The 13,128-nt window shown below is 64.8% G+C and carries 11 protein-coding genes; 8 read left to right on the top strand and 3 right to left on the bottom strand.

What is annotated here, in order from left to right:
• Positions 1-105 precede the first annotated feature (105 nt).
• The 7 genes from QZY48_RS20235 to QZY48_RS20265 all read left to right on the top strand — a co-directional run bounded on the left by QZY48_RS20235 (position 106) and on the right by QZY48_RS20265 (position 7,838).
• Positions 106-1,545: a Mur ligase family protein gene (locus QZY48_RS20235; RefSeq protein WP_295434554.1), complete on the top strand. Its 1,440-nt coding sequence runs from the start codon at positions 106-108 to the stop codon at positions 1,543-1,545.
• A 60-nt stretch (positions 1,546-1,605) separates the two neighbouring features.
• Positions 1,606-2,049 carry a hypothetical protein gene (locus tag QZY48_RS20240; protein ID WP_295434556.1) on the top strand — a complete coding sequence of 148 codons (444 nt, stop codon included), beginning with the start codon at positions 1,606-1,608 and terminating at the stop codon, positions 2,047-2,049.
• Positions 2,050-2,240: 191 nt separating this feature from the next.
• Positions 2,241-3,419 carry a GNAT family N-acetyltransferase gene (locus QZY48_RS20245; protein ID WP_295434558.1) on the top strand — a complete coding sequence of 393 codons (1,179 nt, stop codon included), beginning with the start codon at positions 2,241-2,243 and terminating at the stop codon, positions 3,417-3,419.
• A 4-nt stretch (positions 3,420-3,423) separates the two neighbouring features.
• On the top strand, positions 3,424-4,200 hold the full coding sequence (gene aat / locus QZY48_RS20250) for a leucyl/phenylalanyl-tRNA--protein transferase (protein ID WP_295434560.1): 777 nt from the start codon (positions 3,424-3,426) through the stop codon (positions 4,198-4,200).
• On the top strand, positions 4,197-4,955 hold the full coding sequence (locus tag QZY48_RS20255; protein WP_295434562.1) for an arginyltransferase: 759 nt from the start codon (positions 4,197-4,199) through the stop codon (positions 4,953-4,955). Before aat ends, QZY48_RS20255 begins: the two co-directional genes overlap by 4 nt.
• 317 nt (positions 4,956-5,272) lie before the next feature.
• Entirely contained in the window at positions 5,273-5,491 is a 219-nt protein-coding gene (gene infA / locus QZY48_RS20260; protein WP_100917997.1) for a translation initiation factor IF-1, read from the top strand.
• A 736-nt stretch (positions 5,492-6,227) separates the two neighbouring features.
• Positions 6,228-7,838 carry a hypothetical protein gene (locus QZY48_RS20265; RefSeq protein ID WP_295434564.1) on the top strand — a complete coding sequence of 537 codons (1,611 nt, stop codon included), beginning with the start codon at positions 6,228-6,230 and terminating at the stop codon, positions 7,836-7,838.
• A gap of 94 nt (positions 7,839-7,932) precedes the next feature.
• On the opposite strand, the gene clpA is transcribed toward QZY48_RS20265, so the two are convergent.
• Both clpA and clpS read right to left on the bottom strand, forming a co-directional pair.
• Positions 7,933-10,194, bottom strand: a complete 2,262-nt coding sequence (gene clpA, locus QZY48_RS20270; protein WP_295434566.1) for an ATP-dependent Clp protease ATP-binding subunit ClpA — start codon at positions 10,192-10,194, stop codon at positions 7,933-7,935.
• Positions 10,195-10,318: 124 nt separating this feature from the next.
• Positions 10,319-10,642, bottom strand: coding sequence for an ATP-dependent Clp protease adapter ClpS (gene clpS, locus QZY48_RS20275; RefSeq protein ID WP_100917994.1), 324 nt, complete (start codon positions 10,640-10,642; stop codon positions 10,319-10,321).
• A 293-nt stretch (positions 10,643-10,935) separates the two neighbouring features.
• On the opposite strand from clpS, the gene cspD reads away from it, so the two are divergent.
• Complete coding sequence (gene cspD / locus QZY48_RS20280; RefSeq protein WP_295434569.1) at positions 10,936-11,142, top strand: cold shock domain-containing protein CspD; 207 nt, start codon at positions 10,936-10,938, stop codon at positions 11,140-11,142.
• A gap of 117 nt (positions 11,143-11,259) precedes the next feature.
• Here the strand turns inward: cspD and icd are convergent, their stop codons facing one another.
• The gene (gene icd, locus QZY48_RS20285; RefSeq protein WP_295434572.1) at positions 11,260-12,516 is read right to left on the bottom strand and encodes an NADP-dependent isocitrate dehydrogenase; all 1,257 of its coding nucleotides are present in this window, start codon (positions 12,514-12,516) and stop codon (positions 11,260-11,262) included.
• Positions 12,517-13,128: the final 612 nt, after the last annotated feature.

Consider the following 13,128-nt stretch of genomic DNA (forward strand, 5'->3'; position numbering starts at 1 on the left):
CGATCACGACAACGACAACGACCAGGACAGCGTACCCGGCATCTCGGTCACCACATCAGTTTTGCTCGCGCCCTCTCCCGTCAATCGACTCAAGGCGCCCCACCCATGCCGTCCGACCCGCTCTCGCACCTGCTCTCGACGCTCGACTTCGCCTGGCGGCATGAGCCGCCGGGCGGGCCCGCGCTCACCGACATCCAGTGGCGCGCGGATACCTGCGGCCCCGGCTCGATCCTCTTCTTTCAGCGTTTCGACGATGGACGCAGCGACGCCGAGGTCTTCGAGCGCTATCTGGCGGCCAGTCCCTTCGCGGTCCTGGTCACCAACCGCATGCTCGACTGCTTCGAGCGACTGCCCTTCAAGGGCGTCTATGTCACCCGGGCGGACGCCTGGCCCCAGGTTGTGGGGCGGTTCTGTGACCTGGTCTACCCCTTGAAGCCCGCCGGTCTGCACTTCATCGGCGTGACCGGGACCAACGGCAAGACCACGACGGTGAAGTATCTGGAGTCGATCCTGGCCGCCAATGGGCAGCGGGTGCTCAGTGTCGGCACCCTGGGGGTCTCGCTCGACGGGCAGCCGCTCGCGACGACCGGCTTCACCTCGCCGCCCCAGATCGAGTTGCGCCGCCTGCTGTTCGCGCGGCAAGACCACTGCGACGTGGTGGCGATGGAGGTCAGCAGTCACGCACTCGACCAGGGGCGCGCCTTTGGCCTGCCCTTGATGAACGCGGGCTGGACCAATTTCACCCAGGACCACCTGGACTATCACGGCGACGAGTCCGCCTACTTTGCCGCCAAGGCGCGCATCCTCGACCTGATCAAGGACGGCGGCCGGCTTTACTGTACCAGCCCGGAGTTGGCCGGGCGGCTCGCGGCGCTGGGGGCGCCGCGGGTGCCGGTCGAGACCCTGGACGCCGCACCGCTGGGGCCTGAGGCGATCAGGGCCAAACCCTTCCTCGCCCTGGAATACAACCGCCGCAACTATGCCCTGGCGACTGCCCTGGCGGACGGGGTGCTGGGCCCTGGGCCGCGCGAGGACTGGCGGCATCTCACCCCGGTCGCCGGGCGCTTCGAGTCTCGCACCTGCGCCAACCGGACCATCGTCATCGACTTCGCGCACACCCCGGACGCACTTGACACCATCCTCGCGGCGATCCGCGCGGGCTTTCCCGGCTATCGGGTCCTGACCTTGTTCGGCTGCGGCGGTGATCGCGACCGCGGCAAGCGCCCCCTGATGGGGGCCGCGGTGGCGCGCCACTGCGACCACACCATCGTCACCTCGGACAACCCCCGTCACGAGGACCCCGAGCGAATCATCGACGATATCCTTGCCGGGATGCCGCCGGAGGGCCGGGAGGTGGTGGTGGACCGCGCGGCGGCCGTCGCGCGCCTCTTCGACCTGCTGGCCCAACGCCCCCCGGAGGAGCCCTGGGTGGCCCTGATCGCCGGCAAGGGCCATGAGCGCTACATCGACCGCAATGACCGCAAGACCTATTACAGTGATCAGGACGAGGTGGAGCGCAATCTGCGGCGGCTCGGGTGGGCTTGAGGTCATCCCTCCAAGCGTTGGAGTATTTTCGCAACTGCCCGGAAGGGGCGGAGTGACCAGATGCCCAAGGGGACCATCGTATTCGTGCACGGCACCGGTGTCCGTCTGAAGGACTACTGTCGCGGCTTTGCCCAAGCGCAGCGGGTCGCAACCAAGGCAGGCGTCGCCGAAACCTTCGTTGAATGCGCCTGGGGTGACCCGCTCGGCGTGGCATTCGGCGGCAAGTCCCTGCCGGACCCGGCTTCGGCCGCCAGGATCGCCGACGCGGAGGCGGACTTCGCCCGCTGGAACTGGCTTTTTCGCGATCCGCTGTTTGAACTCGACCAACTGCGGATTCGCGATCCCGGAGCGCCGCGGCCCATTCCGACGCCCGGCCGCAGGCCCGAATGGCTGAGCCAGTGGGAACGCATCGCCGACTATCCCCAGGCGTCAGGGGATCTGACGCCGGCAGAGTCGCGGTGGCTGGCCGCGGGTCCGCGGTTTGTCGGCGCGGGGATGGGCTGAGTCTTGCCTTGTGTCTTGCGTCGGGCGAGAGGCAAGGCCGGAGTCCGTGGCCCGCGTGAGGGTCGCGGGGGGCAGATGGGCATCGCTGTCGGCATGTGCCAAACGGCCGATGCCCCCGTCGATCCGACCGGTTTTACCGTGCCGATGCGCCCACATCTTCCCCGCTACCGACCGACCACTGGCCCGGGCCCATGTACCGCCTCAGCACCCACGACGCTATCGACGAGCTTCCAGCCGCGGATTGGAACCGCCTTGCGGACCCCGACACGCCTTTCCTGCGCCATGAGTTTCTCAGCGCGATGGAGCGCCATGGCTGCGTGGGGGAGGCCCAAGGCTGGGTCCCGCGGCACCTGGCCTTGCGCGACGCGGCGGGCGCGCTGGTCGCGGCGGCCCCCTGCTATCTCAAGTTCAACTCTTACGGCGAGTTCGTCTTCGACTGGGCCTGGGCGGACGCCTACCGCCGCCACGGGCTGGCCTATTATCCGAAGCTGGTCCTGGGCTCACCCTATACCCCCGCGACCGGCCCGCGGCTGCTCATCGGGGACACCCCGGCGCGCGCTCAGTTCGCCCAGGCACTGGCGGACGGGGCGCTACGGGTGGCGCAGCAGTTGGGGGTATCATCGCTGCACTGGCTCTTTACCACCGCCGCGGAGACCGATCTATTGGAGGCACGGGGGCTGATGCGGCGGGTCGGCTGCCAGTTCCACTGGACCAACCCGGGCTACGGCTCCTTCGACGATTTCCTCGCGACCTTCACCGCGCAGAAGCGTAAAAAGGTGAAGCGCGAGCGGCGCCGGGTGCAGGAGGCCGGGGTCAGCATCCGGCGTATCCCCGGGGATGAGGTGAGCGAGGTGCAGTGGGCGACCTTCCATCGCCTCTACCGGGATACCTTCGATAAGCACGGCGGTGTGCCGACCCTGACCTTGCCCTTCTTTCAGGAGATCGCGCGGACCATGGGGCGCAACCTGCTCCTGGTGTTCGCGCAACGGGGAGTCGAGGTCGTCGCCGCGGCCTTCAATCTGGTGGGCGAGCGCTCACTGTTCGGGCGCCACTGGGGCTGCTTCAAGGACTTTCACAGTCTGCATTTCGAGACTTGCTATTATCAGGGCCTGGAGCACTGCATCGCGACGGGGCTCACGCGCTTCGAGCCGGGCGCCCAGGGTGAACACAAGGTCAGCCGGGGCTTCCTGCCGACGCCGACCTGGTCCGCGCACTGGATCGCGGACCCGCGTTTTCGGGAGGCTATCGGGCGCTTCCTCGCCCAGGAGGCCCAGGGGATGAACGAGTACCACCAGGAGATGCATGCCCATAGCCCCTTTCGCGAGCCGCCGGCCACGGACGCCCACCGGCCGCTGGCCGCCCTTGATTGAGATCATGATCGCGCTGCTCACGCCCGATGATCCGCGGCCCTTCCCGGACGTGCGGCGTGCCCTGCGTCACCCCAACGGGCTGCTCGCGGTCGGCGGGGACCTGAGCCCTGGGCGCCTCACCAGCGCCTACCGGCGCGGGGTCTTCCCCTGGTTCAGCGTCGGGGACCCGATCCTGTGGTGGTCCCCGGACCCGCGCACCGTGCTGTTGCCGGGGCACATCCACATCTCGCGCAGCCTGGCCAAGCGGCTGCGGCGCCGCCAGTTCGGAGTGACCATGGATCGCGACTTCGCGGCCGTCATCCGCGGCTGCGCGGGCGCGCGCCACCGCGGGGGGGGCGGCGTGAACGACCGCTCGGACGGCACCTGGATCCTGCCGGAGATGATTGACGCCTATGAAAACCTGCACCGCCTCGGGATCAGCCACTCGGTGGAGGTGTGGGAGGGCGGGCTGCTGGTCGGGGGCCTGTATGGGGTGGCCATCGGTCGGGCGTTCTTCGGCGAGTCCATGTTCAGCCGCGCCGCGGACGCCTCCAAGGTGGCCCTGGTCCACCTCTGCCAGGTCCTGGCCGGGCGCGGCTTCGGGCTGATCGACTGCCAACTGCGCACCGAGCACCTGATGAGCCTGGGCGCGCTGGAGTTGCCGCGCGCCGAGTTCGTCACCCGGCTGGGGCGCTACTGCGACGCCCCCGGGGACATCGGGACCTGGGATGACGGGGCGCTGCACTTCCCCATGGAGCACCCGCGGGACGCACCGCCGCAGCAGCGGCAGGAGCGGCCATGAACCCGGGGTTCGAGGGCAATCGCGAGCGGCAACTCGCGCTCTATCTGACCGCCGAGCACCCCTGTTCCTACCTGGATGGGCGGCGCGCCCGGACCCTCTTCGTCGACCCCCTGGCCCGCATCGACGTCATCACCTACCAGGCATTGGTCGACCAGGGATTCCGCCGCAGCGGCGCCCACGTCTACCGCCCGGCCTGCCGGGGCTGCGCCCGCTGCGTGCCAGTGCGCCTGCCGATCGGCGCCTTCCGGCCCAACCGCTCGCAACGGCGCAACTGGGCGCGCAATGCCCCGGAACTGGCCGTCGTCGAGACCCCGGCGGTCTTCGACCCGGACCAGTTTGCCCTGTATCTGCGCTATCTCGCGCACCGGCACCCGGATGGGGGTATGGCCGACGACGCCAGCATCGAGAGCTACCGCCGGTTCCTGGTCGATCCCTGGGGCGGGGAGACCCGCTTTCTGGAGTTACGCCTGGGCGAGCGGCTGGTCGGCATCGCCGTCACCGACCTGCTTCCCCACGGGCTGTCGGCGGTCTACACCTTCTTCGACCCCGAGCTGTCCGCACGGGGACTGGGAACCTTCGCGGTACTGGCACAGATTGCGACCGCGCGACGGCTCGGACTGCCCTATGTCTACCTTGGCTACTGGATTGAGGCATCACGGAAAATGGCCTACAAGGCGACATTCAGGCCGATGGAGGCCTGGGATGGGCGCGGCTGGACGGGTCTGGACGCCGCGCGCTACCCCGATCTCACCTGAGGCGGGGCCGCGCGGCAGTCGAGGCGCCGTGCCGGACGCGCCGGACAGGGTGCGATCAGAACTGATGTGTTAACCCGCATGTCGTAGGATACGCATCGCGTACCCTACAGCGACAGCTACCGGACGCTCTCACGGACCGGGCGTCGTTGTCGTTGTCGTTGTCGTTGTCGGATTATTCGATTACGACAACGACAGGATACCCGGGATCTCGGTCACCACATCAGTTCTGCTCGCACCCCACCGGGCCCGTAGGGGTGCCCTGTGCTATACTTCCGGCCCTTTACGACACCGGAACTGCTTTCCAGTACACATGAACTATGTCTAAAGACGACGTTATCCAGATGGAAGGGACGGTCACGGAGACCCTACCCAACACAGTGTTTCGAGTACAGCTGGAGAACGGTCACATCGTGACCGCCCACATCTCCGGCAAGATGCGCAAGCACTACATCCGAATCCTCACCGGCGACAAGGTGACGGTGGAACTCACGCCCTATGACCTGACCAAGGGCCGCATCGTCTATCGGGCGCGCTGAACCGCGTCTGCCCTTCCCATGCTGCTCGGGCGATGGGCAGCCCGCCGGCCCCGCAAGGACGGTCGGCTGGAGTCAGGGTGTCCAGCCGGTTTGCCGATCGGTGAGTCCGTGGTCCGCCGCTTGAACGATGCGACTTTGCCTTGGTGGGCAACGCTAGGCACCCGGTCAGGAACGAGGCTAACGGCCATGGCGCCCGCACCACCCCGAACGATGAAAATTGCAGTCGCCGTAGCCGTTCCCTCACCCCGCTCTCTTCTAAAGGGAGAGGGGGAATTGGAGCGCGCTCCCGGCGCGCCTTTCACGGTAACGCGGCCGAACTCGCGGCCTGCGCAGCGGTTCCAGCGAGTTATGACGAAGTCGGCGATGGGTGCGCCGCCGGGCACATCGAACGGGCCTTGCCAGCCGCACGCAGCGGCAAGACAACCGAACCGGTGACTTCCCCGCCTTCGGCTCGGATGCACCCCGAGCTGGACCGCTCTTGGGGACAGCACCTTGCGGCAAGGGCCAAGTCGCTCTTGCAGCGGCACGGTGCTTAGGGGCGTGCGCCCCTGTGGGTCCCCATCAGGCGTTCTTCACACACGTCGGCACGACCATCGCGCCAGACCCCCGTCAAGAATTGCATATGCGATGTGTGGCATTGAGCCCTGACGCTTGGGGATTCCCGCTCCCGCCCAAGGTCCCTAGCACATCGACGCAGGGTTCCAAATCGCAGACCTAGCATGAAGGATTGTGGAATATGAGTACCAAACCAGAACCGATACTGCCGGAAGGCATGATCAACGGGGCCTGGCCAGATACCGACAAGACCTCCTCCGGATCATTCCAGTCAGTGCCAGCGGCTCGAAAAATCGTCCGCTACGGCAGTTTGATGCTGTTACTGGCCGTCCTGATACTAATCTTTACCACGACACGTTTTAGACTGGTCGACGACGCCTACATTTCCTTTCGCTACGCGTACAACCTTGCGCATGGCGAGGGGCTCGTTTTCAACGTCGGGGAGCGGGTAGAGGGCATCACCAACTTGTTGTGGACGCTGATCGTTGCGGCCCAGATCGCCATGTTCGAGGTTTCCGTCCGGCCGTTCGTGCTGGCGCTGTCGCTGGGGCTCATCACCTTCGCATGCCTTCGCCTATGGCAATTGGCGCCGCTACTCGGCGCCTCGCCGTTGATCGGCACGCTGGCCGCGATCCTGTTGCTGCTGAACCCGGAGTTCATCTACACGACCACGAATGGTCTGGAGGCCGCGCTTTACACAGCGCTGCTGGTCGAGGTCGTCTATCGCTACTGCCGAGGGCGGTTTGAAGCGGCCTGCCTGTTTGCGGCCCTCTTGTTTATGACGCGGCCAGAAGGCGCACCGCTCGGGCTACTATTGATTGCGCTGGAATACCGGCATCGCCGCTCCGTGAACCAGATCGCCATGGGCAGCGCCATCTGGGTCGGGATCGTCGTGCTCGTGACGCTGTTTCGCATCAGGTACTATGGGTCCCCCGTGCCCAATTCGGTCCTGGCCAAGTCGCTCGATCTACACCAACTCATCCCCCTGCAGGACATGGCCTTCGCCTACGTCAAGGGATTCGCCTGGACCAATCTACCACTTATCGTAATCTTTGCTTGGGCGTTGTGGCAACTCGTTCAGACCCGATCCCTGGCGGGTCTGCCGGAGCGGGTCCTGTTGTTCTGCGTCACGGCGATGGTCTATTCATCTATCATCGTCCTACATAACGCCGGCGATTGGATGCCAGGACACCGCTTGTTTCTGCAATATGGTACCCTGTATGCAGTAGCGTTCATCCCGCTCGCCGGCAAAGATCGGGGCGCGACCCTGTTGGGGCTGGCGCTGCTGCTCCTCACTAGCCGCCAAACCGTGGATGTCCTAATGACGCAGCGCTCACACCCGATCCTGGCCTACGCGCAACCGTCGGGGTTCTGGTTCAACACGTCGCAGCGTCTCGCGCCAATCCTGCAACAATCGGATATGATAGGCGCCGAAGCGCTCGGGTACGTTTCGTATAGCTTAATACGAAATCGCTTTCACGACCCCATCGGTCTCACCGATGCATATATAGCGCGACACGGCGCCCCTTCTCCGACCTATGGCAAGACCGACATTAGCTACACATTGGGCTCGGTGAAGCCTGCTGTGATGATCTGGCACTGGGCCGGACATCTGAAGGGAGCGCCGCAAGCGTTGCTCGATAACTACCGGACCTTCTGCGCTGCGAATTGCGCTAGCTGGAACGCCAACGTGGTGATGATCCGCCGTGATCGCCTCGCGGATCTGGCCCCGGCCTTCTTGGATTGGATGCCGGTGAAGATTGACACTGACCGGATCGGTGACGCGCCGTAATGAGACGGGACCGGCGCAGGTAAATCCCTGGAACTGCGGCCGGTTGCTCCTTCACCATCAGTCTGCACAGCCGATTCGGAATAAGCCGTTCAGATCAGGCCAGGGCCTTGGCCGAATCGATGGCAAAGCCCAGTTCACCGTCCTCCACGTAGACCCGTACCGAGCCCCCGCCGACCAGCGATCCGAACAGGAGTTCGTTCGCCAGGGGCTTCTTGATGTGGTTCTGGATCACCCGGGCCATCGGGCGCGCGCCCATGCGCGGGTCATAGCCCTTCTCGGCGATCCAGGCGCGGGCGTCAGTATCTACGGCGAGGAAGACCTTCTTGTCCAGGAGTTGATGCTCCAACTCAAAGATAAACTTGTCGACCACGCTCTTGATGGTCTCCGCACTCAAGGGACTGAACTGCACGACCGCGTCGAGCCGGTTGCGAAACTCGGGGGTGAAGTAGCGCTTGAGTGCCTCCATGCCGTCCGTGGAGTGATCCTGCTCGGCGAAGCCCATGGAGCGACGCGCGGTCTCCTCAGCACCGGCGTTGGTCGTCATCACCAACACCACATTGCGGAAGTCCGCCTTGCGGCCGTTGTTGTCGGTCAGGGTGCCGTGGTCCATCACCTGGAGCAGGAGATTGAAGACGTCCGGGTGGGCCTTCTCGATCTCGTCCATCAGCAACACCGCGTGGGGGTGTTTGTTGACCTCCTCGGTCAGGAGGCCGCCCTGGTCGAAACCGACATAGCCGGGCGGGGCGCCGATCAGGCGTGAGACCGTATGGCGCTCCATGTACTCGGACATGTCGAAGCGGATCAACTCCATCCCCAGGATGCGGGCAAGTTGGCGGGTGACCTCGGTCTTGCCCACCCCGGTGGGGCCGGTGAACAGGAAGGAGCCGATCGGCTTCTCCTCGTGCCCCAACCCGGAGCGATTCATGCGAATGGCCGAGGTCAGGGCGTCGATGGCCGCCTCCTGCCCATAGACGACCATCTTCAGGTCCCGGTCCAGATTACGCAGCGACTCGGTGTCCGACACCGAGACCTTTTTCGGCGGGATGCGGGCGATTTTGGCGACAATCGACTCGACGTCCGCCACGTCGATGCGCTTCTTGCGTTTCGCCGGGCTCATCAGCTGCACATTAGCCCCGGCCTCGTCGATGACGTCGATGGCCTTGTCCGGCAGGTGCCGGTCATTGATATAGCGGTTGGACAACTCCGCGGCGGCACGCAGGGCCGGATTGGTGTAGGTGACCTGGTGGTGGGCCTCGAAGCGGGACTTGAGCCCTTTCAGAATCTCGATGGTTTCCTCCACACTCGGTTCCTCGACGTCGATCTTCTGAAAGCGCCGGGCCAGCGCCCGGTCTTTTTCAAAGATGCCCCGATACTCCTGATAGGTCGTCGAGCCGATGCAGCGCAGATCGCCCGAGGCGAGGACCGGCTTGATCAGGTTGGAGGCGTCCATGACCCCGCCGGAGGCCGACCCGGCGCCGATGATGGTGTGGATCTCATCAATGAACAGGATGGCGCGCGGCAGCCGCTTGAGTTGGGCGAGGACCGCCTTCAGGCGCTTCTCGAAGTCACCCCGGTACTTGGTGCCCGCCACCAGCCCACCTAAGTCGAGGGCATAGATCACCGCGTCCTTGAGCACCTCGGGGACCTCCCGATCCACGATCTTCTTGGCCAGACCCTCGGCGATGGCGGTCTTGCCGACCCCGGCCTCGCCCACGAACAACGGGTTGTTCTTGCGCCGACGACACAGGATCTGCACGGTACGCTCGACCTCCGCCGCCCGTCCGATCAGGGGGTCGATCCGGCCCTGACGGGCCATCTCGTTGAGATTGGTGGCGAAGCTTTCCAGCGGACTGGCGCCCCCCTTCTCGTCCCCGCGCATGTCATCCGCCTCCCCGTGACCCTCGTCCTCCGCGCTCTCACCCGGGACCTTCGAGATCCCGTGCGAGATGTAGTTGACGATGTCGAGCCGGGTGATGTCCTGCTGGTTCAACAGGTACACCGCCTGCGAGTCCTGCTCGCTGAACAGGGCGACCAGGACGTTGGCGCCCGTGACCTCCTTCTTGCCCGCGGACTGCACATGAAAGACGGCCCGCTGGAGCACCCGCTGGAAGCCCAGGGTCGGCTGGGTGTCGCGGTCCTCGTTGGCCGGGATCAGCGGCGTTGTTTCGTCGATAAAGGCCGTGATCTCCCGGCGCAGTCGCTCCGCGTCGGCACCGCAGGCGCGCAGGACCTTGGCCGCCGCCGGATTATCCAAGAGGGACAGGAGCATGTGTTCCACGGTCATGTACTCGTGGTGCTTCTCACGCGCCTCTTTGAACGCGCGGTTCAACGTGAACTCAAGCTCTTTACTCAGCATCGGACTCGTCCAAGCGGGGTTAAGGAAACCGATTCTATCTGCTTTGGCGCGCGCGCGGCGTTGCGTGTGGACCACTGCCGCGCGCGGGACTCCAGGGCATTCGCGCTGACGGCGTCGACCTGCTTCATGCCTCCTCCATAGTACACATCAGCGGGTGCTGATGACTGCGAGAGAAATCGTTGACCTGGATGACCTTGGTCTCGGCGATGTCCCGCGTATAAACGCCGCACACACCCACGCCCCGCGTGTGCACATGCAGCATGATCTGGGTGGCCTTCTCCCGGGTCATCGCAAAAAAGGTCTCCAGCACCTGCACCACAAACTCCATCGGGGTGTAGTCGTCGTTCAGCAGCATGACCTTGAACAGCGGCGGCCGACGCAGCTTGGGCCGCGCCTCCTGCACGGCCAGCCCGGACTCTCGCTCCTCATTGGGGATCTGATCACTCATGGTTCGGGATTCTAGACAAATTTCGTCTGGGTGCGACTCGCGATGGTCGCGCTGTTGCGGTCAGGCACCAGTCCCCCTGCCTCGCCGCCGCCGTCGGCGGAGACCGGACTCACGGGCAACGGCGCGACCGCGCGTGGCCTGGGACCGCGGCGCCTGGCCGGTTTGACCAGACAAATCAGCCCACTATACTAGCGACGTATGGCGCCGCTCGCCGGAATCAAGGTATGGCGCCGGACGACACGATAAAGACTACACCGAGCACACCTCGAAGCCCCCGGAGGAGTATGCCCCAAATGATCACCGGTATTGTGAAGTGGTTCAACAACGCGAAGGGTTACGGGTTCGTCAAGCCCGACGGTCGCGAAGAAGACGTCTTCGTGCACTTCTCATCAATCGACATGGACGGATATAAAACCTTGAAAGAAGGGCAAAAAGTTGAATTTGAAGTGACTCAGGGCCCTAAGGGCCTGCACGCCGCCCAGGTCCACCGGGTGGGCTGAAGCGCCCACCCGACGCGATTCGCGGCGCCGGGACCGACGCCGCGCCACCGGGCGTGCCGATCGCTCGGCACACCCGTCTCGCCGGGTACGGACGGCGCGGGACCAGCCGCGCGCGCCCTACATTTTCGCGATCATGGCCGTGCCAAAGGCCGAGCAACTCAGCTTGGTGGCCCCCGGCATCAGCCGCTCCAGGTCATAGGTCACGGTCTTGTCGGCGATCGCGCCCTCCACGCCTTTGATGATCAGGTCCGCCGCCTCGGTCCAGCCCATGTGCCGCAACATCATCTCGGCCGACAGGATCAGGGAACAGGGGTTGACCTGATCCTTGCCCGCGTACTTGGGAGCGGTACCGTGGGTCGCCTCGAACATGGCCACCGAGTCCGATAGGTTGGCCCCGGGCGCCATCCCGATACCCCCAACCTGCGCCGCCAAGGCATCGGAGATGTAGTCACCGTTGAGGTTGAGCGTGGCGATCACCGAATAGTCCTTGGGCCGCAGCAGGATCTGTTGGAGGAAGGCGTCCGCGATGACGTCCTTGACCACGATGTCGCGGCCCGTCTTGGGGTTCTTGAAGCGGCACCAGGGCCCGCCCTCGATCTCCACCGCATCGAACTCGGACTTTGCCAGATCATAACCCCACTGTTTGAAGGCGCCCTCGGTAAATTTCATGATGTTGCCCTTGTGGACCAGGGTCACCGAGGCGCGATCGTTGTCGATGGCGTAGGCAATGGCGCGGCGGACCAGCCGCTCGGTCCCTTCCCGCGAGACCGGCTTGATGCCGATCCCGGAGGTCGCGGGGAAGCGGATCTTGGTGACACCCATCTCGCGCTGCAGGAAGTCGATGACTTTCTTGACCTCGGGGGTCCCCTCCTGCCACTCGATGCCGGCATAGATGTCCTCCGCGTTTTCACGGAAGATCACCATGTCGGTGTGCTGCGGCTCCTTGAGCGGACTCGGGGTCCCGGTGAAGTAGCGTACCGGTCGCAGGCAGACATAGAGGTCAAGCTCCTGCCGCAAGGTGACGTTGAGCGAACGGATGCCGCCGCCCACCGGGGTGGTCAGGGGTCCCTTGATGGAGACCACGAATTCCTTGACCGCCCGCAGGCTCTCCGCCGGCAACCACACGTCCTCTCCATAGATGCGCGTGGACTTCTCGCCGGCGTAGATCTCCATCCAAGTGATCCGACGCTTCCCGCCGTAGGCGCGGTGAACGGCGGCGTCGGTTACCGCGATCATCACCGGGGTGATATCGATCCCGATCCCGTCGCCCTCGATGTACGGGATGATGGGCTGGTCGGGCACGGACAGGGACAGGTCCGCGTTGACCCGGATCTTTGCTCCATCCGCCGGGACTTTGATTTTCTCGTAGGCCATCTTTACGGTTCTCTCTGTGGTCGCCAGAAACCTCAATGCTAACACCGCGGCACCGCCAAGTGCTGACCGGACGCAAGCTCCCTGACGAACCAGGCACCCGACGACCACTTCGCCACACCGCGAACCAAGTCACACTTCGCCCCCGGTTTTGCGAACCAGTCCTCGGAAGTGCGTCGACATTTTGTCCAGTATTGCCACAGCGCGAAGACACACCGCTACCGGTGCCCGAGCCGACCCGAGCATCGCCCCAGACGACCACCCCCGCCGCGGTGGCGCGCTCGGCCAGTCCAACAACATAGGTAGACGCACATGATCTGGACACTTTTTGCTCTCTTCACGGCCGTCGTCTTAGGCGGGCTCTTGGCAATCGTCTGGTGGACCACGGACGGACTCTCCGGCTCTTGGGACGAAACCTGAGCACCAACGCGATAGGCCCCGTCCCACTGTCCACGCCGGGGTGCATCCGCCTCACCGGACTCGCCAGGCACCGGCCGCCGTGCCGTTACCGTGCAACCTTCGCGTGCGATCAGAACAGATGTGGTGGCCGAGATCCCGGGTACGCTATCGTTGTCGTTGTCGTTGTCGTAATCGGATAATCCGACCACGATTACG

Origin of the sequence: uncultured Thiodictyon sp., from assembly GCF_903828115.1 — a bacterium.
In the GTDB taxonomy this organism is placed as follows: Bacteria; Pseudomonadota; Gammaproteobacteria; order Chromatiales; family Chromatiaceae; genus Thiodictyon.